The organism is Azospira sp. APE16, assembly GCF_047901315.1.
GTDB classification, from domain to species: Bacteria; Pseudomonadota; Gammaproteobacteria; order Burkholderiales; family Rhodocyclaceae; genus Azospira; species Azospira oryzae.
This window is the reverse complement of sequence record NZ_CP179682.1, coordinates 3,068,622-3,091,121: the sequence shown is the minus strand read 5'-3', so window position 1 is coordinate 3,091,121 and position 22,500 is coordinate 3,068,622. Positions and strand designations below refer to the sequence as shown.

The 22,500-nt window shown below is 66.7% G+C and carries 21 protein-coding genes; 7 read left to right on the top strand and 14 right to left on the bottom strand.

Features of this window, described 5'->3' with window-relative positions:
* Positions 1-40 precede the first annotated feature (40 nt).
* Entirely contained in the window at positions 41-733 is a 693-nt protein-coding gene (locus ACLSSQ_RS14680) for a Crp/Fnr family transcriptional regulator (protein WP_416243111.1), read from the bottom strand.
* A gap of 218 nt (positions 734-951) precedes the next feature.
* On the opposite strand from ACLSSQ_RS14680, the gene ACLSSQ_RS14675 reads away from it, so the two are divergent.
* Both ACLSSQ_RS14675 and ACLSSQ_RS14670 read left to right on the top strand, forming a co-directional pair.
* Positions 952-2,121: an efflux RND transporter periplasmic adaptor subunit gene (locus ACLSSQ_RS14675; RefSeq protein WP_416243110.1), complete on the top strand. Its 1,170-nt coding sequence runs from the start codon at positions 952-954 to the stop codon at positions 2,119-2,121.
* 35 nt (positions 2,122-2,156) lie between these two features.
* On the top strand, positions 2,157-2,921 hold the full coding sequence (locus ACLSSQ_RS14670) for an ABC transporter ATP-binding protein (protein WP_287874349.1): 765 nt from the start codon (positions 2,157-2,159) through the stop codon (positions 2,919-2,921).
* A gap of 107 nt (positions 2,922-3,028) precedes the next feature.
* Here ACLSSQ_RS14670 and ACLSSQ_RS14665 read toward each other — a convergent pair whose 3' ends face one another.
* The gene (locus ACLSSQ_RS14665) at positions 3,029-4,969 is read right to left on the bottom strand and encodes a sigma-54-dependent Fis family transcriptional regulator (protein ID WP_416243109.1); all 1,941 of its coding nucleotides are present in this window, start codon (positions 4,967-4,969) and stop codon (positions 3,029-3,031) included.
* A 300-nt stretch (positions 4,970-5,269) separates the two neighbouring features.
* Between ACLSSQ_RS14665 and adh the strand changes: the two genes are divergently transcribed.
* On the top strand, positions 5,270-6,790 hold the full coding sequence (gene adh, locus ACLSSQ_RS14660) for an aldehyde dehydrogenase (protein ID WP_014236560.1): 1,521 nt from the start codon (positions 5,270-5,272) through the stop codon (positions 6,788-6,790).
* Positions 6,791-6,893: 103 nt separating this feature from the next.
* Positions 6,894-8,405 (top strand): protein adenylyltransferase SelO, encoded by a 1,512-nt coding sequence (locus ACLSSQ_RS14655; protein WP_416243108.1) that lies wholly within the window; start codon positions 6,894-6,896, stop codon positions 8,403-8,405.
* A gap of 48 nt (positions 8,406-8,453) precedes the next feature.
* Here the strand turns inward: ACLSSQ_RS14655 and ACLSSQ_RS14650 are convergent, their stop codons facing one another.
* The gene (locus tag ACLSSQ_RS14650) at positions 8,454-9,326 is read right to left on the bottom strand and encodes a DUF2971 domain-containing protein (RefSeq protein WP_416243107.1); all 873 of its coding nucleotides are present in this window, start codon (positions 9,324-9,326) and stop codon (positions 8,454-8,456) included.
* A 215-nt stretch (positions 9,327-9,541) separates the two neighbouring features.
* Here ACLSSQ_RS14650 and ACLSSQ_RS14645 point away from each other — a divergent pair, with 215 nt between their 5' ends.
* Genes ACLSSQ_RS14645 through ACLSSQ_RS14635 form a run of 3 tightly spaced genes read left to right on the top strand, consistent with a single transcriptional unit; the run spans position 9,542 to position 13,311 of the window.
* Positions 9,542-10,702 carry an ABC transporter permease gene (locus ACLSSQ_RS14645; RefSeq protein WP_416243106.1) on the top strand — a complete coding sequence of 387 codons (1,161 nt, stop codon included), beginning with the start codon at positions 9,542-9,544 and terminating at the stop codon, positions 10,700-10,702.
* A gap of 2 nt (positions 10,703-10,704) precedes the next feature.
* The gene (locus ACLSSQ_RS14640) at positions 10,705-11,883 is read left to right on the top strand and encodes an ABC transporter permease (protein WP_014236563.1); all 1,179 of its coding nucleotides are present in this window, start codon (positions 10,705-10,707) and stop codon (positions 11,881-11,883) included.
* A 48-nt stretch (positions 11,884-11,931) separates the two neighbouring features.
* Positions 11,932-13,311 carry an NYN domain-containing protein gene (locus tag ACLSSQ_RS14635; protein WP_416243105.1) on the top strand — a complete coding sequence of 460 codons (1,380 nt, stop codon included), beginning with the start codon at positions 11,932-11,934 and terminating at the stop codon, positions 13,309-13,311.
* Positions 13,312-13,523: 212 nt separating this feature from the next.
* Here the strand turns inward: ACLSSQ_RS14635 and panD are convergent, their stop codons facing one another.
* From panD to ACLSSQ_RS14580, 11 genes are all read right to left on the bottom strand, one after another.
* Positions 13,524-13,904, bottom strand: a complete 381-nt coding sequence (gene panD, locus ACLSSQ_RS14630) for an aspartate 1-decarboxylase (protein WP_014236565.1) — start codon at positions 13,902-13,904, stop codon at positions 13,524-13,526.
* Positions 13,905-13,982: 78 nt separating this feature from the next.
* Complete coding sequence (gene panC, locus ACLSSQ_RS14625; protein WP_416243104.1) at positions 13,983-14,807, bottom strand: pantoate--beta-alanine ligase; 825 nt, start codon at positions 14,805-14,807, stop codon at positions 13,983-13,985.
* 56 nt (positions 14,808-14,863) lie between these two features.
* A complete protein-coding gene (gene panB, locus ACLSSQ_RS14620; RefSeq protein ID WP_130460105.1) occupies positions 14,864-15,676 on the bottom strand; it encodes a 3-methyl-2-oxobutanoate hydroxymethyltransferase in 813 nt (270 codons plus the stop codon).
* 4 nt (positions 15,677-15,680) lie between these two features.
* Positions 15,681-16,355 (bottom strand): deoxynucleoside kinase, encoded by a 675-nt coding sequence (locus ACLSSQ_RS14615; protein ID WP_416243103.1) that lies wholly within the window; start codon positions 16,353-16,355, stop codon positions 15,681-15,683.
* Positions 16,356-16,473: 118 nt separating this feature from the next.
* A complete protein-coding gene (locus tag ACLSSQ_RS14610; protein WP_416243102.1) occupies positions 16,474-17,604 on the bottom strand; it encodes a methyl-accepting chemotaxis protein in 1,131 nt (376 codons plus the stop codon).
* A gap of 99 nt (positions 17,605-17,703) precedes the next feature.
* On the bottom strand, positions 17,704-18,063 hold the full coding sequence (locus ACLSSQ_RS14605; RefSeq protein WP_130460104.1) for a DMT family protein: 360 nt from the start codon (positions 18,061-18,063) through the stop codon (positions 17,704-17,706).
* Entirely contained in the window at positions 18,060-18,533 is a 474-nt protein-coding gene (gene folK / locus ACLSSQ_RS14600) for a 2-amino-4-hydroxy-6-hydroxymethyldihydropteridine diphosphokinase (protein ID WP_152090606.1), read from the bottom strand. The genes ACLSSQ_RS14605 and folK overlap by 4 nt, the downstream gene beginning before the upstream one ends.
* Before the next feature lie 15 nt (positions 18,534-18,548).
* The gene (gene pcnB / locus ACLSSQ_RS14595) at positions 18,549-19,934 is read right to left on the bottom strand and encodes a polynucleotide adenylyltransferase PcnB (RefSeq protein ID WP_416243101.1); all 1,386 of its coding nucleotides are present in this window, start codon (positions 19,932-19,934) and stop codon (positions 18,549-18,551) included.
* A gap of 70 nt (positions 19,935-20,004) precedes the next feature.
* Complete coding sequence (locus ACLSSQ_RS14590; RefSeq protein WP_130460101.1) at positions 20,005-20,667, bottom strand: HAD family hydrolase; 663 nt, start codon at positions 20,665-20,667, stop codon at positions 20,005-20,007.
* Positions 20,668-20,686: 19 nt separating this feature from the next.
* Complete coding sequence (gene hda, locus ACLSSQ_RS14585) at positions 20,687-21,358, bottom strand: DnaA regulatory inactivator Hda (RefSeq protein ID WP_043798932.1); 672 nt, start codon at positions 21,356-21,358, stop codon at positions 20,687-20,689.
* A gap of 16 nt (positions 21,359-21,374) precedes the next feature.
* Entirely contained in the window at positions 21,375-22,454 is a 1,080-nt protein-coding gene (locus ACLSSQ_RS14580) for an AI-2E family transporter (RefSeq protein ID WP_043797916.1), read from the bottom strand.
* Between the last annotated feature and the right edge of the window lie 46 nt (positions 22,455-22,500).

Below are 22,500 nucleotides of genomic sequence, written 5' to 3'. Positions count from 1 at the left end.
TTCGCGGACTGCAGGCGCCGCGCCGGCGGCCCCGGAATGCCTAGAGGTCGAAGGTGCGCAGCTTTTCCACGTCGGGGATGTGGATCTTGCGGCCTTCCACCTTGATCAGGCCCCGCTCGGACAGTTCGTGCAGGATGCGGGAGAAGTGTTCCTGGGTCAGGTTGAGGCGGGAGGCGATGATGCCCTTGTTGGTGGGCAGGTTCACCGTGGTTTCCCTGGGCAGGTGTTCCTCGTCCGGCAGGTCCCGCAGCAGGTAGCCGATGATGCGCTGGCGGCCGGAGTGCAGGGAATAGGATTCCACGTCGGTGATGATCTGGTGCAGGCGCATGGAGAGGCCGGCGATCATCTTGCGGCCCAGCTTGGGGTCCCGTTCCAGTTCCTCGAACAGCACGGCCTTGGAGATGTGCAGCAGCTGGGAGTCGGTGAGGGCCTGGGCGTAGACGATGTAGGGCTTGTCCATGAACATCAGGGCTTCGCCGAAGGTCTGGCCCTGGCCGAGGATTTCCACCACCTTCTCGCCGCCCTGGGCAGAGGTGAAGGCCAGCTTGACCTGGCCGTAGACCACCAGGTGCAGGCCCTGGCAGGGATCGCCCTTGTGGAACAGGATGTCGCCGCGGGCCGCGTGGATTTCCCGGGTACCGCGGGCAATGCGTGCAATTTCGTCCGGGGCCAGGCCATTGAACATGGGCACATAGGACAGCAAGGCGTCGATGTTCAGATTGCTGGTGGTCACGAACGGCACTCCTCGAATGGAAAAATGGGCTCCATGGTCGCATTAGAGGCCCACGCTGACAAGCCCGGGAAGTCCCCGTCATTTATGGGGATTAGCCGCTGCCGGCGCCCGATACGGCGGCGGTCCCCATTCCCGGCAGGGGACGGGCCGGGGACGGCTATAATCGGCCCATCATTGCGCCCCGCCGACAGCCCGGAATCCCGACTCCCCCCACTGCCATGTCCAAGCCCGATCTCTCCCGCCTCAGCCTCAAACGGGGGCCTGCCGCCCCGGCCGCGCCCCGCTCCCGCCGCCGCACCTGGCTCATCGGTGCCGCTGTCCTCGTGCTGGGCGGCCTGCTGCTGGCCTCCCTCTCCCGGCGCGAGACCGAGGTGGAGACGGTCTCCGTCACCACCGCCTATCCCTACCAGGGCGTTACCCTGCTCAATGCGGCCGGCTACGTGGTGGCCAGCCGCAAGGCCTCCGTCGCCTCCAAGGCCACCGGCCGCCTGGAATGGCTGGGGGTGCTGGAAGGCAGCCGGGTCAAGGCCGGCGAGGTGCTGGCCCGGCTGGAGAACAAGGATGTGCAGGCCCAGGCCGACCAGGCCGGCGCCGGCGTGCTGTCGGCCCAGGCCGAACTGAAGGACGCCCGGGCCGCCCTGGAGCGGGCGAAGGACCTGGCCCAGAAGAAGTTCGTCTCCGGTTCCTCCCTGGATACGGCCCAGGCCCGCTTCGACAAGGCCGCCGCCGCCGTGGCGGTGGCCCAGGCCAATCTGCGGGCGGCCCAGGTGGGGGTGGAGCAGACCCTCATCCGCGCCCCCTTCGACGGCGTGGTGCTGACCAAGACCGCCAACATCGGCGACGTCATCACCCCCTTCTCCTCGGCCCTGGAAAGCAAGGGCGCGGTGGTGACCATGGCCGACATGGACAGCCTGGAGGTGGAAGCCGACGTGGCCGAATCCAACCTGGCCAGGATCAAGGTGGGCCAGCCCTGCGAAATCCAGCTCGACGCCTTTCCCGAGTTGCGCTTCCGCGGCGAGGTGAGCCGCCTGGTGCCGACGGTGGATCGCTCCAAGGCCACGGTCATGACCAAGGTGCGTTTCGTGGACCGGGACGAGCGCATCCTGCCGGAAATGAGCGCCAAGGTGGCCTTCCTGGAAAAGCCCATGGGCGACGGCGAGCGCCAGCCCCTGGTGGCGGTGCACAAGGATGCCCTGGCGGCCGACGGCAAGTCCCTGTTCCTTGTCGAGGACGGCAAGGCGAAGCGGGTGGCGGTGACGGTTGGCCGCCAGATCAACGATCTGCTGGAAGTGAGCGCTAACCCGGCGTTGCAGCCGGGAGCCAAGGTGGTGGCCCGTCCCGGCGAGCGCCTGGCGGACGGGGACCGGGTCAAGGTGGTGAGCAAGTGAGCGGCGCGGTGGACGGAAGCGCCGCCGCGGGCAGCGTGCTGAACGCTGTCGGCCATCAAGCCGGACTGGGTGCCGGGACAGGTGACACCGGCAGCGGCACCCCCGCGGCGCCCCTGATCGTCCTCGACAACCTTTCCAAGAGCTACCGCCGGGGCCAGCAGGTGGTGCCGGTGCTGGAGCGCATCAGCTTCGGCATCGCCGCCGGCGAGTTCCTGGCCCTGATGGGGCCGTCCGGTTCCGGCAAGAGCACCCTGCTCAACCTCATCGCCGGCATCGACCGGCCCGACTCCGGCACCCTCAGTGTCGCCGGCCAGGACATCGCCGCCCTGGAAGAGGCCGAGCTGGCGGCCTGGCGGGCGGAAAACGTGGGCTTCATCTTCCAGTTCTACAACCTGATGCCGGTGCTGACCGCCCTGGAAAACGTGGAACTGCCCCTGCTGCTGAAAAACCTCGGCAAGGCCGAGCGGCGGGAGCGGGCCGAACTGGCCCTTTCCATGGTGGGCCTGGCGGACCGCATGGACCACACGCCCAACGAGCTTTCCGGCGGCCAGCAGCAGCGGGTGGCCATCGCCCGGGCCCTCATCACCGACCCCACCCTGATCGTGGCCGACGAACCCACCGGCGACCTGGACCGGGAGTCGGCCGGCGACATCCTGCACCTCCTGCAGCGCCTCAACGACGAGCTGGGCAAAACCATCGTCATGGTCACCCACGACCAGCGGGCGGCGGAATCGGCCCACGCCATCATGCATCTGGAAAAGGGCGAACTCTCCGCCCGCCAGGAAATCCGTCCGCGCTGATCCCCGCACCGGGGCCTGCTCCGGGAGCCAATGAAAACGGGCCTGTCCGGCATGCCATGCCGCACAGGCCCGTCCTTATTGGGTGTCAGGCCGGCCGTCCTGGGCGTCTACGAAACTTCCCCCGTGGCGCCGGCCTTCAGCTTGCGGTACAGGGTATTGCGGCTGATGCCCAGGCGCCGGGCCGCTTCCGACAGATTGCCCCGGGCCGCGGCCACGGCCCGCTGGATGGCCAGGCGGGAGACTTCCTGCAGCCGGTCCGGCGCCGGCTCCGCCATCGTCGCGGCGGCGTCGGCGGCAAGGGGGCGCTGCTGCAGTTCCTCCGCCAGGTCGTCCGGCAGGTGGGGCCAGTCGATGCATTCCTCGTCCGCCTCGAGCAGGGCGGTGGCGGTGCGCAGGGCGTTGGCCAGCTGGCGCAGGTTGCCCGGCCAGGCGTAGTCGGCGAAGGCCCGGGCCACCGCCGGGGCCAGGGCCAGGCTCCGCCCGGGGGCCATTTCCGCCAGCAGCCGCGCCACCAGGGCGGAAAAGTCGCTGCGCTCGCGCAGGGCCGGCAGGGTCAGGGTGAGACCGTTGAGGCGGTAATACAGGTCGGCGCGGAAGCGGCCCGCTTCCACCTCCTGGCGCAGGGGCCGGTGGGTGGCGCAGACCAGGGCGAAATCCACCGCCACCGGCTTGCCGCTGCCCAGGGGCGTCACCTGGCGTTCCTGCAGCACCCGCAGCAGGCGGCTCTGCAGGTTGAGGGGCATGTCGCCGATCTCGTCCAGGAACAGGGTGCCGCCGTGGGCTTCGCGCAGGCGGCCGGGGCTGCCTTCCTTGCGGGCGCCGCTGAAGGCGCCGGGGGCGTAGCCGAAGAGTTCGGCCTCGATCAGGTTTTCCGGCAGGGCGGCGCAGTTCACCGCGACGAAGGGGCCTTCCCGGCGGGGGCTGCTGCGGTGGATGGCCTGGGCCAGCAGCTCCTTGCCGACTCCGGATTCGCCGTGGAGCAGGAGGGGAATGGGTTTGCCTGCCACCTTGCGGGCCTTGTCCAGGGCCGCTTTCAGCCGGGCATCGCCCGTATCCAGCGCGGCCAGGGCGTCCTGGGGCGGGGTGCTAGCCGCGGCAACGCCGACGGGGATGGGCGCCTTGCCGGCGTGGATCTGCAGGAACAGCCTGCCGCCGCGCCGGGTGCTCACCAGCAGGGCCTGCTGGCCCTGGCGCCGGCCCCAGTCGAGCAGGTCCTCGCTGCGGCTGTCCAGCACCCGCTCCAGGGGCGTCGCCCCCAGGTCCGCCGGCTGCAGGCCGAGCATGGCCAGGGCGGCCCGGTTGGCGCCGACGATCCAGCCGTCTTCCGAGAGGGCCAGCACCCCTTCGGCCACGGTGCCGATGCCTTCGGCCCGGGGATGCAGGTGCAGGCGGATGTGGCGGCGGTGGCGGGAGAGCAGCAGCCGGTTTTCGATCATCTGGGCGGCGGTGCGCACCAGGCCCTGGGTATGGGGATGGTGGCTGCGGTGGTCGCCGGAGATGTCCAGGGCGCCGAGGAGCTTGCCGGACGGATCGAGGATGGGGGCGGCGGCGCAGGTGAGGAAGGTGTTGCGTTCGAGGAAGTGCTCGGCGCCGTGGATTTCCACCGCGGCGCCTTCGGCCAGGGCGGTGCCGATGGCGTTGGTGCCCCGGTGCTGCTCGTGCCAGGAGGCGCCGGGGGCCAGGGCCACCCGCTCGGCCTTGCCGAGGAAGTCCGGGTCCCCCAGGGCATGCACCAGCAGGCCCCGGTTGTCGGCCAGCACCACCATGCTGTGGGAGGCCTGGACCTGGGCGTAGAGGTATTCCATGACCGGCTCGGCGTGGGCGACGAATTCCTGGTGGCGCTCCAGGGCCTGGCGCAGGTGCTGTTCGGAGAGGCGCGGCGTTTCCGGGTTGCGCCCCACCGGCTCCAGGCCGGCGCCGCGGCTGCGGTGCCAGGAGCGCAGCAGGCGCTCGTCCACCAGGCCGGGGGGAAGCTCGCCCTGCTCGAGAAACAGGCGTCGGGCCTGGCGCAGCAAGGGAGCGCCAGCCCGCGGGTGCGGATGGTTCATCAATGTCTCCTTCGCTCCGGCCTCTGACGGGTCGGATGGTGTGGTCCGGCGAGTATAGCCCTCTGTTTCCCCGGTGCAATGCTTTCCCCGGAAGTGTCCGGCCGGGTGTGTCATTTTGGTACAGCTGTGCCGGGACGGGACGTGCCACGGGGCGGCGGCCGCCGCTGGCGGCAGGGAGTGGTGCCATAGGAATCAATGGCTTGGGCTTGGGGGGCGGTGCTGGCACGGCCCTTGATAAGGAGAAGCCGGGTTCCCTTTTTGGAGCCTTGTTCGATCCCCATAAAAACGGAAGGAGACACCATGCTTTACGCGACCCCCGGCAGCGCCGGCGCCAAACACCAGTACAAGGCCCGCTACGACAACTTCATCGGCGGCAAGTGGGTGGCCCCGGTCAAGGGCCAGTACTTCGACGTCATCACCCCCATCACCGGCAAGCCCTACACCCAGGCCGCCCAGTCCGGCGCCGAGGACATCGAGCTGGCCTTGGATGCCGCCCACGCCGCCGCCGACAAGTGGGGCAAGACCTCCGCCACCGAACGCTCCAACATCCTGCTGAAGATCGCCGACCGCATCGAGGCCAACCTGGAAATGCTGGCCTACGTGGAGACGGTGGATAACGGCAAGGCCATCCGCGAAACCCTCAACGCCGACATTCCCCTGGCTGCCGACCACTTCCGCTACTTCGCCGGCTGTCTGCGCTCCCAGGAAGGCTCCATCAGCGAGATCGATGAAAACACCATCGCCTACCACTTCCACGAACCCCTCGGCGTGGTGGGCCAGATCATCCCGTGGAACTTCCCCATCCTGATGGCCGCCTGGAAGCTGGCCCCGGCCCTGGGCGCCGGCAACTGCGTGGTCTTGAAGCCCGCCGAATCCACCCCCATCAGCATCCTGGTGCTGGCCGAGCTGATCGCCGACCTGCTGCCCCCGGGCGTGCTCAACATCGTCAACGGCTACGGCCGCGACGCCGGCATGGCCCTGGCTTCCAGCAAGCGCATCGCCAAGATCGCCTTCACCGGCTCCACCGCCACCGGCCGGGTCATCGCCCAGGCTGCCGCCAACAGCCTCATTCCCGCCACCCTGGAACTGGGCGGCAAGTCCCCCAACATCTTCTTCGCCGACGTGGCCGCCGCCGACGACGACTTCTTCGACAAGGCCATCGAAGGCCTGGTGCTGTTCGCCTTCAACCAGGGCGAAGTGTGCACCTGCCCCAGCCGGGCCCTGATCCACGAATCCATCTACGACCACTTCATGGAACGGGTACTGGCCCGGGTCAAGGCCATCAAGCAGGGCAGCCCCCTCGACACCGACTCCATGATGGGCGCCCAGGCCTCCCAGATGCAGATGGACAAGATCATGTCCTACCTGGCCATCGGCAAGGAAGAGGGCGCCCAATGCCTGGTGGGCGGCGACCGGGCCCGCCTCGGTGGCGAGCTGGCCGAGGGCTATTACATCCAGCCGACGCTGTTCAAGGGCCACAACAAGATGCGCATCTTCCAGGAGGAAATCTTCGGCCCGGTGCTGGCCGTGACCACCTTCAAGACCGAAGCCGAAGCCCTGGAAATCGCCAACGACACCCCCTACGGCCTTGGCGCCGGGGTGTGGAGCCGGGACGGCAACACCGCCTACCGCATGGGCCGCGGCATCAAGGCCGGCCGGGTGTGGACCAACTGCTACCACGCCTACCCGGCCCACGCCACCTTCGGCGGCTACAAGGAATCGGGCATCGGTCGCGAGACCCACAAGATGATGCTGGACCACTACCAGCAGACCAAGAACCTGCTGGTGAGCTACAGCCCCAAGGCGTTGGGCTTCTTCTAAAACGTCTCCTCCCTTGGCAGGGGCGCGGCCGGTGCGGGCTGCGCCCCTTTTTTTTATGGAGCGGCTGGGCGAACTTTCCCGCCGGGCGCCGCTCTACTCAGGCATGTCCGCTCCTACCGCCCCCGCCTTCACTTTCCCCTTCGACAACAGCTACGCCCGGGACCTGCCCGGCTTCGCCGTGCCCTGGCAGCCTGCCACCGTTCCGGCCCCCCGGCTGCTGCACTTCAACCCCGGCCTGGCCCGGGAACTGGGCCTGCCCCTGACGGATGCCACGCCGGATCAGCTGGCCGCCCTGTTTTCCGGCAACGCCCTGCCGGAGGGCGCCAGCCCCATCGCCCAGGCCTATGCCGGCCACCAGTTCGGCCAATTCTCGCCCCAGCTGGGCGACGGCCGGGCCCTGCTGCTGGGGGAGGTGATCGACGGCCAGGGCCGGCGCCGCGACATCGCCTTCAAGGGTTCGGGTCGAACCCCCTTCTCCCGCAGCGGCGACGGCAAGGCCGCCGTGGGCCCCATGCTGCGGGAGGTGCTGGTCGGCGAAGCCATGCACGCCCTGGGCATTCCCAGCACCCGGGCCTTGGCCGTGGTGGTCACCGGCGAGCCGGTGCGGCGGCAGCGGCCCCTGCCCGGCGCCGTCCTCACCCGGGTGGCGGACAGCCATCTGCGGGTCGGTACCTTCCAGTTCTTTGCCGCCCACGCCGGCCCGGCCCAGGTGCGGCAACTGGCCGACTACACCATCGCCCGCCACTACCCGGAACTGGCCGGGGCGGAGAATGGGTATCTGGAATTGCTGCGGGCCGTGGCCGAGCGCCAGGCCGCCCTGGTGGCCCAGTGGATGGCGGTGGGCTTCATCCACGGCGTCATGAACACGGACAACATGAGTCTCGCCGGCGAAACCATCGACTACGGCCCCTGCGCCTTCATGGAAGCCTACGATCCGGGGGCGGTGTTCAGCTCCATCGACCGCCAGGGCCGCTACGCCTACGACCAGCAAGCGGACATTGCCGCCTGGAACCTGGCCCGCTTTGCCGAAACCCTACTGCCCCTCATCGATGCCGACATGGAACGGGCCGTGGCGCGGGCCACGGCCATCATCGAAGCCTTCCCTGCCCGCTACCAGGAGCATTGGCAGACTGCCCTGAAAGCCAAGCTGGGCCTGCCCGATGGCGGGGCTGAGGCCGAGGCCCTGGGCGGCGACTGGCTGGCCCTGCTGCAGGCCCAGTCCGTGGATTTCACCCTGGCCTGGCGCTATCTGGGGGAAGCGGCCGCAGGCCGGGAGGAGCGGCTAAGAACGCTGTTCGCCGATGGCGCCGCTCTCGCCGCCTGGCTGCAACGCTGGCGCCGGCAGTGCGCCGCCGCCGACGGGGAGGGGAGCAACGCCGGCGTGGCCGGGGCCGCCCGGGCCGCCGCCATGGCCCGGCACAACCCCTGGCTCATTCCCCGCAACCACCAGGTGGAAGCAGCCCTCGATGCCGCCGAGCAGGGCGATCTCGCCCCCTTCCACCATTTGCTCGGCGCCCTGGCCGAGCCCTACCGTGAACAGCCCCGCTACGCCGACCTGGCCGAACCGGCTCCCCGGGAATTCATGCGGACGTTTCAGACGTTTTGCGGGACGTGAGATAGGTTAGGTCAAAATTATCAGCCTTTGAGGTTTGCCTGACTTGCTTCAGGTCTCCAGCGGTACTCGGTTCAAACTGCCTTGCTGGTGCAGCATCTGAAAAATGGTTGTGGAAGGGTATTTCTTATGAATGGTTTTACACATGGTCTTGACGACTTCTGGTTTTGCTCTTACCCCAAAAGTTACAGATTCCAGTTCTGCTGGATAGAAGATGTAATCTCCGTGATCAGAATGCGACTCTTGAGAGCGCCATGTAATAAGTCGCCACTCTTGCTCATATGACCATGCTAATTTCTTCGAATAGCAAACCGCCTCAATGGTTCTTTTTCGAAGCTCCGGTGTGTCACCATATAGTAAGAAGTCCAATCCAGATCCGGCAATCGGCCTGTCGGAATAAGTCACCTGCTTAACTTCGTGAAAGGGGCTGTCAGGCAAAGCTGCTGTAAAACCAAGTACAACGCCATGATGGTTTTCAGCATATGTACCCCACATGACTTCGTTGTTATACGTGGATGTCAAACACAATATGCGTGGTCCCTTCTTGGCTAACAGTGCAAAATATTCACGAAGCCCTTTGTCAATAATTTGATCCGCATCAGAGGGCTTAAAGTCACAGAGAACGCCTAGTAACTCGGATTCAGATTTTCCTACCTGAAGTCCTTGTATGACCTGGTCAAGGATTTTTCTAGTCCTCGGCGTTAAACGGTTTGCGTCGAGCGCCAATCTTCCACATGCAGCATCGAGTAGTGTCTTGAGGAGGTTTTGGTATGACTCGCAAACTGTGGGTTCAAAGCATGGAATACGTTGGAGTTCGTTTAAGTCATTGAATACGGATGGGTTTGACCATCGCAGTCGGCCATTTTCGAGAATAATTTCAGCCGTGTTTGGAGTCGCATACTTATACAAGACGGTAGGTTTCATGAGTTTTGCTTTTGTAGAATTGCGGTAGAGATTGAGTGGCGCAAATCAGATTTACATCTGAGTCGGTGTAGATAAACCATATGGTTTTGTCTCATATGGTGAACGCTGCGTTATTCTGCCTACGAAGCTTATTCCTAAGTTCAGGTTTGTTAGTTCTTGGCAGCAGTTGTATCCGCCCACCCCGCCTATAATGACTCCCTCACCCGGAGTCCCCTGTGCTCTTCATCCTCCTCAATCTCGTCCTCCGCAACGCCTTCCGGCATAAGCTGCGCACCTTGTTGACCCTGGTGGGGTTGATGGTGGCGGTGTTGTCTTTTGGGCTGTTGTCCACGGTGGTGGATGCCTGGTACGCCGGGGCGGAAGGGGCGTCCAATGCCCGGCTGGTGACGCGCAATTCCATTTCCCTGGTCTTTCCTCTGCCTTTGACCTACAAGCAGAAGATCCGCCAGATCGACGGGGTCAAGGCCATCACCACGGCCAACTGGTTCGGCGGCATCTACAAGGAGCCGAAGAATTTCTTTCCCCAGTTCGCGGTGGACCCCAACTATCTGGAACTGTACCCGGAGTACCTGCTCAGCGACGACGAGCGCACCGCCTTCGCCCGGGACCGCAAGGGGGCCATCGTCGGGCGCAAGCTGGCGGCCCAGTACGGCTTCAAGGTGGGGGATGTGGTGCAGTTGAAGGGCACCATCTTTCCCGGCACCTGGGAGTTCGTCATCCGCGGCATCTACACCGGGCGGGACGCCAAGACGGACGTGGCCCAGATGCTGTTCCACTGGGACTACCTGAACGAGGTGGCCAAGGTGCGCTATCCGCGGCGGCAGAACCAGGTGGGGGTCTATGTGGTGACCATCGACGACCCGGGACGGGCGGCGGAGCTGTCGCGCCTCATCGATGCCGAATTCCGCAACAGCGCGGCGGAAACCCTGACGGAGACGGAGAAGGCCTTCCAGCTTTCCTTCGTCTCCATGACCGAGGCCATCGTCGTCGCCATCCGCATCGTTTCCTACGTGGTCATCGCCATCATCCTGGCGGTGATGGCCAACACCATGGCCATGACGGTGCGGGAGCGCACCAGTGAATATGCGACCCTGAAAGCCCTGGGCTTCGGCCCCGGCTTCGTGCGGGGGCTGATCTTCGGCGAGTCGGTGGCCATCGCCGCCATCGGCGGCGGCCTCGGCATCGCCCTGACCTTTCCCGCGGCGGCGGCCTTCGCCCAGGCCATGGGCACCCTGTTCCCCATTTTCTTCGTCTCCGCCACCACGGTGCTGCTGCAGGCTGCCTGCGCCTTGGGGGTGGGCCTCATCGCCGCCTGGTTCCCCAGCCGGCGGGCGGCCCGCATCCCGATCGTCGAAGGGCTGCGCAGCGTCGCTTGATCATGGCCATTCCCCTTTCCTATTCCCTGCGCAACCTGGCGGCACGCAAGCTGACCACGGCCCTCACCGCCGGCGGTATGGCCCTGGTGGTGTTCGTCTTCGCCACGGTGTTGATGCTGGATGCGGGGCTGAAGAAGACCCTGGTGGATACGGGCAGCCCGGACAACGTGGTGGTGACCCGCCGGGCCTCCGGCACCGAGGTGCAGAGCGGCATCGAGCGGGGGCCGGCGGCCATCGTCGAGAGCCTGCCCCAGGTGGCCCTGGGGGCCGGTGGCCTGCGCATGCTGTCGAAGGAGACGGTGGTGCTGATCTCCCTCAACAAGCGGGTGGCCGAGGGGGCGGCGGCCAAGCCTTCCAACGTCATCATCCGCGGCCTGTCGCCGGTGGGCCTGCAGCTGCGTCCCCAGGTGCGGCTGGTGGCGGGGCGGCCGTTCCGCCCCGGCTCCAACGAGATCGTCACCGGCCAGGCCATCGCCAGCCGCTTCAACGGCGCCGGCCTGGGCGAAACCATGCGCTTCGGCGCCCGGGACTGGGTGGTGGTGGGGGTCTTCGATGCGGGCGGCAGCGGCTTCGATTCGGAGGTGTGGGGCGATGCGGAGCAGCTGATGCAGGCCTTCCGCCGGCCGGTGTTCTCTTCCCTGATCTTCCGCCTCAACGACCCGGGCGCCTTTGCCGCGGTCAAGGCGGCCATCGAGGACGACCCGCGCCTGACCCTGGAAGCCAAGCGGGAAGCCCAGTTCTACGCCGACCAGTCGGAGGCCCTGTCCAAGTTCATCAGCATCCTGGGCATCACCCTGTCGGTGATTTTTTCCATCGGCGCCATCATCGGTGCCATGATCACCATGTATGCTGCGGTAGCCAACCGCACCGGCGAGATCGGCACCCTGCGGGCCCTGGGCTTCAACCGCCGGGCCATCCTGCTGGCCTTCCTCGCCGAATCCCTGGGCCTGGCGCTGCTGGGCGGGCTGGTGGGGCTGCTGTTGGCTTCCACCATGCAGCTGTTCACCATTTCCACCATGAACTGGCAGTCCTTCGCCGAACTGGCCTTCACCTTTTCCCTCGATGCGGGCATCGTCGTCAAGAGCCTGCTCTTTGCCCTGCTCATGGGCCTGCTGGGCGGCTTTCTGCCGGCCTTCCGGGCCGCCCGCATGAATATCGTCGAGGCCCTGCGCGCCGCCTGAGCGGTCCCCGGCCTTATACTTGATCCAATTCCTTACGGAGAAACACCCATGGCAGCTCCTGCCGATACCGTCAGCATGGCCCTGTTCTGCGACTTCGAGAACATCGCCCTGGGCGTGCGTGACGCCCAATACGAAAAATTCGACATCAAGCCGGTGCTGGAGCGCCTGCTGGTCAAAGGTTCCATCGTGGTCAAGAAAGCCTACTGCGACTGGGAGCGCTACAAGACCTTCAAGGCCACCATGCACGAGGCCAATTTCGAACTGATCGAAATCCCCCACGTGCGCCAGTCCGGCAAGAACTCCGCCGACATCCGCCTGGTGGTGGACGCCCTGGACCTCTGCTACACCAAGTCCCACGTGGACACCTTCGTCATCATCTCCGGCGATTCCGACTTCTCGCCCCTGGTCTCCAAGCTGCGGGAAAACGCCAAGCACGTCATCGGCGTCGGTGTGAAGCAGTCCACCTCGGACCTGCTCATCGCCAACTGCGATGAATTCATTTTCTACGACGATCTGGTGCGGGACCGGGAAGCCAAGCGGGCCGCCGCCAACCGCAAGGACCCGGCCAAGGAGGCGGCGCCCCGCCGTTCGCCGGAAGACGAGAAGAAGCGCAAGGACGATCAGGACGCCCGCCGCACCAAGGGCATCGAGTTGGCTATGGCCACCTTCGAGGACCTCATGGCCGAGCGCAGCGACACCGAGAAGCTGTGGGCCTCGGTGCTGAAGGAGGCGATCAAGCGCCGCAATCCGGGCTTCAACGAGTCCTACTACGGCTTCCGCGCCTTCGGCAATCTGCTGGAAGAGGCCCAGAACCGGGGCCTGCTGGCCTTCGGCCGGGACGAGAAGTCCGGCGCCTACGTAGCCCGTCCGGGCAATGTGTCGGCGCGGGAAGTGACGCAGCCGGAAGAAAGCCCTGCCGAGGCGCAGGCGCCGGCCGCCGAGACGGCGGAAGCGCCGGCCCGGGAAGGGCGCGGCGGCAACCGTCGGCGCGGCCGCGGCCGCGACGGCGCCAAGGAAAACGGCGTGAAGGATGGTCCCCGGGTCCAGGAAGCGGCAGTCGAGGCACCCGCCCCGGCAGCGGCCCCCGCTCCGGTAGTGGTGGAAGCCGTGGCAGCGCCCGCTGCGGCCGCCCCGGCGGCAGTCGAAGCGGTCGCCGCCAGCCCGGCCGCGGCCAGGAAGCCTTCCGGCCGCGGCGAGTCTTCCGGGGCCCGCAGCGGCGCCCGTACCCGGGCCCGCAAGACGGCTGCCGCCCAGGAGATCGAAGCCGCCAAGAAGACGCCGGCCAAGGCCAAGTCCGAACCCAAGGCCGCCGCCAAGGCTGCGCCCCAGGCGGAGGCAGCGCCTGCTGCTGCCGCCGAAGCCGCCGCCAAGCCCAAGACCCGGCGCGCTCCGGCCAAGCGGCCGGCGAAGAAGGCCGCCGCCGAGTAGGGCCCTATCAAGGGGATGCCCGCACAGGCAGGCGCCATGGGCCTGTCGGGCAGGCCTGCCTGAAGAGGCCCGTCCCTTCTGGGGTTGAGCCGCCCGCTTCCTCCGTGTCTTGGCCGGTGCGGGTCAGGACCAGCCCCAAAAGAAAAAGCCGCGATTGCTCGCGGCTTTTTTTACCTTCTTTTACCCGAAAGGCCGGGTAAAAATCCGGTGTCTCAGGCGGCCTGGGCCGGAATCTTGTTGCCGATGCGGGCAATGCGATTCTGGGAATCGACGTAGATCAGCTGGGGTTCGTGCTTGGCCAGTTCCACTTCGGTGTAGGTGGCGAAGGTGGCGATGATCAGGATGTCGCCGGGCGCAGCCTTGCGGGCGGCGGAGCCGTTGACGGAAATGACGCCGGAGCCGCGTTCAGCCAGGATGGCGTAGGTGGTGAAGCGCTCGCCATTGTTCACGTTCCAGATGTCGATCTGTTCGTATTCCTTGATATTGGCCGCGTCCAGCAGGTCCTGGTCGATGGCACAGGAGCCTTCGTAATGCAGCTCCGAGTGGGTGGTGGTTACCCGGTGGAGCTTGGACTTGAGCATGGTTCTCTGCATGGCTTCACCCGTAGGCAAAAGGTAAGGGGAACGGCATTTTAACGGCTCACCGCCGTCTGTCAACGCCCAGTTTTTGAATTAAATCTCAAGATTATCAATGAGTCGCGTAACGCCGAGGCGCGCGGCGGCCAGCACCACCAGGGGTGCATCGGGACTGCCGGGAAGTTGGAGGTCGGCTTGCTGCCGCACCGCAACATAGTCCGCCTTCCAGCCGGCAGCGTCAAGGGCGGCCATGGCGGCCCGCTCCAGGGCCGGGTAGTCCCGGTTGCCGGCGCGGATGGCGTCCCTCAGCCTGTTCAGCTCCCGCGCCAGGCGCGGTGCCTCGGCCCGTTCGGCGGGGGTCAGGTAGCCGTTGCGGGAGGACAGGGCCAGGCCGTCCTCGGCCCGCACCGTCTCGCCGCCCAGGATGCGGATGGGCAGGGCCAGCTGGCGCCCCATGTTGCGCAGGACCATCAGCTGCTGGTAGTCCTTCTTGCCGAAGAGGGCGGTCTGGGGCTGGACGATGTTGAACAGCTTCAGTACCACGGTGGCAACGCCGCGGAAGTGGCCGGGGCGGAATTCGCCCTCGAGCCAGTTCTGGATTTCCGGCGGTTCCACCTGGTAGGTCTGGGGCTCCGGGTAGAGGTCGGCTTCCGTGGGGGCGAACAGCACGTCCACGCCGGCTGCTTGCAGCTTGGCGCAATCGGCCTCGAAGGTGCGCGGGTACTTGTCGAAGTCCTCGCCGGGGCCGAACTGCAGGCGATTGACGAAAATGCTGGCGACCACGGTGCGGCCGTGCTGGCGGGCCTGGGTCATGAGGGAAATGTGGCCCTCGTGCAGGTTGCCCATGGTGGGCACGAACACCACCTCGGGTTTGCCGGCAAGGGCGGCGCGCAGGTCGTCGACCCGGGAAAAGATCTGCATGGCTGTTTCTCCTGATGGCCGGGCCGTACTTGGCGGCCCGTTGCCGGTGGGGTGATTCAGTAACAGTGTTCGGCGGCGGGGAAGGTACAGTCCTTCACCGCCGCCACGTAGGCGGCGATGGCGGCAGCCACGGAGGGCTGGCCGGTCATGAAGTTGCGCACGAAGCGGGCCTTGCGGCCGGGGGCGATGTCCAGCATGTCCTGCAGCACCAGCACCTGGCCGGAGCACTCCACGCTGGCGCCGATGCCGATGGTGGGGATCTGCAGGAGGGCGGTGACCTCGGCCGCCAGGGCCTGGGGAATGGCCTCCAGGACCACCATGCTGGCGCCGGCGGCCTGGATGGCCAGGGCGTCGGCCTTGAGCTGGGCTGCGCCGGCCTCGTCCTTGCCCTGAACCCGGTAGCCGCCCAGCTGGTGTACCGACTGGGGCGTCAGGCCGATGTGGCCGCATACCGGGATGCCGCGGTGGGTGAGGAAGCGCACCGTCTCGGCCATGTCCTCGCCGCCCTCGATCTTGACCATCTGGGCGCCGGCGGCCATCAGCTGCACGGCGTTGCGGAAGGCCAGTTCCGGGGTTTCCTGGTAGGTGCCGAAGGGCATGTCGGTGATGATCAGGGGGCGGTCGCAGCCCCGGGCCACCATGGCGGTGTGGTAGACCATGTCGGCCAGGGTCACCGGCAGGGTGGAATCGTGGCCCTGCACCACCATGCCGAGGGAATCGCCCACCAGCACGGTATCGACCCCGGCGTTGTCGCAGAGGCGGGCAAAGCTGGCGTCGTAGCAGGTCAGCATGGCGATTTTTTCGCCGGCGGCCTTGAGCTTGGCCATGTCGGTGATGGTCAGGCGGCGGGTCGTGGATTGGCTGGACATGGGTTCATTCTCCCCGGTTGAAGTATTCCCGGTGGCCGCGCATGGCGGCGAGCCGTTCCAGGAGGAGTTGGAAGTCGCGGTCCTGATTGACGAAGTTGAGTCGGTCGGAATTGACGATCATCACCGGCGCGGCATTGTAGCCGTAAAAAAAGCGGCTGTAGCTTTCCGCCAGCTGGGTCAGGTACACGTCGCCGATGCGCCGCTCCATGTCCAGGCCCCGCTTCTTCACCCGGGCGATGAGGTTTTCCGGGCTGGCCTGCAGGTAGATCACCAGGTCCGGCGATACTACCTGGGGTGCCAGGGTGTCGTAGATCTGGCGGTAGAGCTTGTATTCGTCCTCGGCCAGGGTGAGGCGGGCGAAGATCGGGTCCTTCTCGAAGAGGAAGTCGGAGACCACGGTCTGGCGGAAGATGTCCGGCTGGGCCAGGTCCCGCAGCTGGTCCTGGCGCTGGAAGAGGAAGAACAGCTGGGTCTGCAGGGCGTAGCGGCTGCGCTCCTGGTAGAAGCGAGTGAGGAAGGGGTTGAGTTCCGGCTGCTCCAGCAGCAGCTGGCATTCCTTGCTCTGGCCTAGATGCTCGGCCAGGCGCCGGGCCAGGCTGGTCTTGCCGACGCCGATGGGGCCTTCCACCACGATGTTGCGGGCGTGCTCGAGCAGGTTGCGGGCTGGGGTACCGGGCATGGGCGGCGGGATGGGGTGTGGGTCGGGACGGGAAAAAAAGCGCCGGGTCCAGCCCGGCGGCTCTATGGTACGGCAGGCAGGTCCGGGAGGCCAGAGGGGCGGCCCGGACCGTCCGGCCTCAGTGTTCCAGGCAGAGTACGTCGGGGGATTGCTCCCCGGCCTGGGCCATGCGCTCCAGGCAGTCCAAGACCTCCTCGGAGGCCGCCTCCATGTGCTCCAGGAGGGCCACGCCGCCGTCGAAATCGCCCAGGCGCAGGCGTTCCAGGGCTTCCTTGCCGCTCTTGTGCACGTTGATGTGGGGCGCTTCCAGGGCCCGGTAGCCGTCCAGCAGGGAGAAGCACTCCCGGCCCTCGCCCTCGTAGTACCACTTGCCCAGGCGGCAGGAGGTATGCACGGCGAAATCCTCCGGACGTTTCTGGGAGGCGCCCATGAAGACCTTGTACACCTCGAACTTGAACACCAGGTGGTCCATCTTGGCCAGTTCGGTGAAGCTGCGCAGGGCGGCTACGGCCACGGCGGTCTCGATGTGGCGGGAGAGGCCGATGATGTTGTCCAGGTTCTCCGTCGCCTGCTTGCCCTCGTGGCTGGAGTGGTCCGCCTCCTTGGCCAGGGAGGAGATGCTGGCGTGGGCCGAGACGGTGTCGTGGCGGATGGCGCTGACCAGGCCGGAAATCTCGTTGGTGGCGGTGGCGGTGCGTTCGGCCAGCTTGCGCACCTCATCGGCCACCACGGCAAAGCCGCGGCCCGCCTCGCCGGCCCGGGCCGCCTCGATGGCGGCATTCAGGGCCAGCAGGTTGGTCTGGTCGGCGATTTCCTTGATCAGGTTGAGGATGCTGCCGATTTTCTCGGTGCTGGCATTGAGGCCTTCGACCTGGCCCATGGTGGTCTGGGACTGCTGGGCCAGCTGGCTCAGGTTGGCGCTGATGCCATGCATCTGGGCCTGGCTGTCGGTGGTGATGCGGCCGGCGGTGACGGCCTCTTCCTTTTCCGTCTTCAGGCTGTGGGCCATGGCGGCCATGGTGCCCTGGGACTTGGCCAGGCTGGAACCGAAGCGGTCCAGGTTGTGCAGCAGCTTTTCCCAGCCCCGGGCCACGGTTTCGGCGGCGTGGCACTTCTGCTCCAGGGTCTGCTGCTCGTTTTCCAGATTGGCCACCTGGGAGCGCAGGCTGGCGTTCTCGTTCTGCAGGGCGGCAAGGGCCGCTTCTAGTTCTCGTTGCCGCTGGTTGTTGCCGAACAATGCCACAGACATCTCCCTAAGTTATTTTGACTATTAGCAAAGGGAGATATTAATAGCCTTTATAAGAGTGTGGTTATGAAATAAGCCGCAAGCTGACATTTCCTGACCGGATCAGCTGCGGAATATGAAGTAAACGGCCCCCAGCAGGCACAGGCCGGCCCACAGATAATCGAGCTTGAGGGGCTGGCCCATGTAGAAGACGACGAAGGGCACGAAGACGGTGAGGGTGATGGCTTCCTGCAGGATTTTCAGCTGGGCCAGGGTGAGATCGGTATGGCCGATGCGGTTGGCCGGCACCTGCAGCAGGTATTCGAAGAGGGCGATACCCCAGGAGATCAGGGCGGCGATCCACCAGGGCTTGTCCGCCAGGTTCTTCAGGTGGGCATACCAGGCGAAGGTCATGAAGACGTTGGAAGCGGAGAGCAGCAACACCGTCTTCCACAGCACCGGCAGTTCGGTCCACAGGCTCATAGTTTCTCGATCCGTTGGTTGGCCACCGCCGGCAGCCAGGCGGCGACGCTGCCGCGGCCGGGCAGGGCCAGGTCCGGAGCGATCTCCGCCAGGGGCACCAGGACGAAGGCGCGCAGATGCAGGCGCGGGTGGGGCAGGGTCAGTTCGGGGCCGTCCAGCACCTGGTCGTCGTAGAGCAGCAGGTCCAGGTCCAGGGTGCGGGGGGCGTTGCGGTAGCTGCGGGTACGGCCGAAATGGGCTTCCACGGCGAACAGCCGGGACAGCAGCCCGGCCGGCGGCAGGGGGGTGTCCACCGCCGCCACGGCGTTGATGTAGTCGGGGCCGTCGGCACCGATGGGGGCCGTGCGGTAGAGGGAGGAGGCGGCGACCAGGGCGATGTCGCCGCTGCCGGTGAGGTCCGCCAGGGCGGCGCGGACCTGGGCTGCCGGATCTTCCAGATTGGCGCCCAGGGCGATGAAGGCGCGATGCATGGAAATCGCCGCGGCCTAGTCGCCGCTGCCGCCTTCGCCCGCGCCGGTACCACCGCCGGCGGGCTTCTTGCGCCGACGCCGGCGCTTCTTGTCGCCCTTGGCCTCGGGCAGCAGCATGGCCTGGCGCTCTTCGCCTTCGGCGTTGAGGAAGCGGCGCCACCATTCGCCCAGCTCCCTGTCCACCTCGCCCGACTCGGCGCGCAGCAGCAGGAAATCGTAGCCGGCCTTGAAGCGGGGCTGTTCCAGCACGGCGTAGGGCTTCTTGCCGGAGCGGGCCTCGAAGCGGGGCTGCAGGGCCCAGATGTCCTTGATGTCGCCGGCGATGCGGCGGGTGATGGCCAGCTTTTCCGCCTGCACGTCCAGCACCTCGTCCATGGCGGCGAAGAGGGCGGGAATGGGGCGCTCGCCGTTGGCCTTGTTCTTTTCCCACTGGCCCAGCACTTCGTGCCACAGCAGGGTGGCGAAGAGGAAGCCGGGGGAGGTGGGTTTGCCGGCCTGGACCCGCTCGTCGGTGTTGGCCAGGGCCAGCATGACGAAGCGTTCGCCCAGGGGCTGCTCCAGGATGACGTCGAGCAGGGGCAGCAGGCCGTGGTGCAGGCCCTCTTCCCGCAGTTGCTTGACGCAGCGCACGGCGTAGCCGGAGGTGAGCAGCTTGAGCATTTCGTCGAAGAGGCGGGCCGGCGGCACGTTTTCGATCAGCTCGGACATCTCCCGGATGGGACGCCGGGCGGCCGGGTCGATGGCCAGGTTCAGCTTGGCCCCCAGGCGCACCGCCCGCAGCATGCGCACCGGGTCTTCCCGGTAGCGCACCTTGGGATCGCCGATCATGCGCAGGGTCTTCTGTTTGAGGTCGGCGACGCCGTGGTGGTAGTCGTGGATGGTCTCGTCGGCCGGGTCGTAGTACAGGGCATTGACGGTGAAGTCGCGGCGGGCCGCATCTTCCGCCATGGTGCCGAAGACGTTGTCGCGCAGCACCCGGCCGTGTTCGTCGGTGGGTGCGTTGCTGGCGTGGATGGCGCGGAAGGTGGTGACCTCCAGGGTCTCCGCCCCCATCATCACGTGCACGATCTGGAAGCGGCGGCCGATGATGCGGGAGCGGCGGAAACAGGCCCGCACCTGTTCCGGCGTGGCGTTGGTGGCCACGTCGAAATCCTTGGGCGGGATGCCGGCCAGCAGGTCGCGCACGGCGCCGCCCACCACGTAGGCCTTGTAGCCGGCCTTCTGCAGCCCTTCGACGGTGCGGCGGGCGCCGGAGCTGAGCTGCTCGCGGCGGATGCCATGGTTCTTGACGGGGATGATGGCGGCGCTGTCGCCGTGGCCGCCGCTACGGGCGTTCCGGGTTTCGCTCTTGCCGGCGTTGTTCTTGCCGCCAAACACCCGGGAAATTAGTTTGCGGATCATGTAGGTTTTTTTATGCAATCTGGCGGTTCGTCCGCCTGAAAAAACAAGGCATTATATCCGTACGGGGCGGTTAGCGCAGGCTGATTACCGGCCAGCCGCGCCGTTCCGCCTCCGCCTTGAGGATTGGGTCCGGGTCCACCGCCACCGGGCGGCTGACCTTTTCCAGCAGGGGCAGGTCGTTGCGCGAGTCGCTGTAGAACCAGCTGTCGGCAAAGCTGCCCCAGTTGAGGCCCTGGGCTTCGAGCCAGTCCTCCACCCGGGTGATCTTGCCGTCCTGGAAGGACGGGGTGCCGCGCACGCCGCCGGTGAACTGGCCGTCCCGCTGTTCCGGGATGGTGGCGATGAGATGGTGGATGCCGAATTCCCGGGCGATGGGGCCGGTGACGAAGGCGTTGGTGGCGGTCACCAGGAGCACCAGGTCGCCCCGCTGCAGGTGCTCCTGCACCTTGGCCCGGGCCTGGTCGGTCATGATCGGGCGGATGTTGCGGGCCATGAATTCCTGGTGCCAGGCGTCCAGCTGGGCGCGGGAGTGGCGGGCCAGGGGCTTCAGCTGGAAGTCGAGGAACTCGTAGATGTCCAGGGTGCCGGCCTTGTACTGCTCGTAGAACTTCTCGTTCTGGGCGGCGTGTATTTCGCCGTCGAGGGCGCCCTGGCCGATGAGGAACTGGGCCCACTCGAAGTCGCTGTCGCCGGCCAGAAGGGTGTTGTCGAGATCAAAGAGTGCGAGATTCATCGTGCCTGTTTCGGAAGGGTTAGACGGTGGAGTCGCCGGCATGCTGCAGCACTTCCCGCAGCAGGGGCAGGGTGATGGGCCGTTTGTGTTCCAGGGAGTAGCGGTCCAGGGCCGCCAGCAGGGCGGCCAGGGTGCGCATGTCCCGGGAACTGCGGTTCATCAGGTAGGTGAGGGCTTCCCGGGAGAGCTTGAGGCCCCGGTCGGCGGCCTGGGCCGCCAGGGCAGCCAGCTTCTCCTCGTCGGAGAGGGGGCGCAGGCGGAAGATGAGGGCCGAGCCGAGGCGGGTGCGCAGGTCTTCCCGCAGTTGCAGGGCCGCCGGCGGCTGGTCGCTGGCCACCAGCAGCTTGCCCGGCCGGCCGTTTTCCACGGCCAGGCGCAGGCGGTTGAAATGGTTGAAGAGGGCGATCTGGCCGGCCTCAGCCAGGGCCTGCACGTTATCCACCGCCAGGCCCTCGGCCTCGGCCGGGGCGCCGGCCAGGAGCGGGTCTTGGGCGCCGTCCACATAATGCAGCCCGGAGGCCTGCAGCAGGTGGCTCTTGCCGCTGCCCGCCTCGCCCCACAGCAGGAACAGGGGCTGGGGGCCGGAGAACCAGTCGGCCAGGGCCGCCAGGGCCTCCTCGTTGCCGTCGCCGACGAAGTTGGCCAGGGAGGGCGGAGACTCGGGCATCAGGTCCAGCAGCAATTGACGCATGGGGGGCAGCATGGGGTCAGGAGTTGAGGTAGAAGGGGCTGGCCTTGTAATGCCGCTGCAGTTCCCGCAGGCCCACCAGCAGGGCGGCGGAGGCGGGCAGGGCGATGAGGATGCCGAAGAAGCCGAACAGCTGGCCGAAGGCCATCAGGGCGAAGATCACCGCCACCGGATGCAGGCCGATGCGCTCACCCACCAGCCAGGGGGTCAGCACCACGCTTTCGAGAATCTGGCCGCCGCCATAGACGATGGCCACCGCCAGCACCAGGCCGAGGCCCTGGAACTGCAGCAGGGCCGCCACCAGGGCCAGGAGCAGGCCGGTGGCGAAACCGACGTAGGGAATGAAAATGAGCAGGCCGGTGAGCAGGCCCACCGGCAGGGCGAATTCCAGCCCCGCCAGCCACAGGCCCAGGCTGTAGTAGAGGGCCAGCAGCAGCATCACCGCCAGCTGGCCGCGCAGGAACTCGGCCAGCACCGCATCCACTTCCCGGGCCAGACGCAGGGCCAGGTTGTGGAAACGGCGCGGAATGAGGTCCTCGATACGGTGCAGGAGGCTGTCCCAGTCCTTCAGCAGGTAGAACATGACCACCGGCAGGAGCAGCAGGTTGGCGACGAAGGCCACCAGGGCCAGGCCGCTGCTGCCGAGGGTGGTCAGCACGTGGCCGAGGATCTGCTGGGCCGCATCCTGGTTCTTGCGCACCAGGGCGTTGAAACTGGCCGGGTCCAGGGGCAGGTCGATGCCCAGGCGCTTCTGCAGCCAGGGGTCCAGCTTGGTCTGCAGCAGGGTCAGGGTGGCCGGCAGGCGCTCGGCGATGAGGCCCACTTCCTTCTGCAGCAGGGGTACCAGGGTCAGGGCCAGCAGGGTGAGGGCGCCGATCAGGCCCAGGATCACCAGCAGGGCGGCCAGGGGGCGGGGCACCCGGTGGCGGGCCAGCCAGCCGGTGGCCGGATTGCCGATGTAGGCCAGGATGGCGGCCAGCAGGAAGGGGGTGAGGATGGGGGAAAGGGCGAGCAGCAGCCAGACGCAGGCCGCGGCAAAGCCGAGCCAGAGCAGGGCCTGCAGTCTTTGGGTGCGGTTGTCGGGCCGATCTTCGGTCATTTGGGCTAAAATGCGGGTTTTCAATAGCTTTCCGGCGCCCATTCTA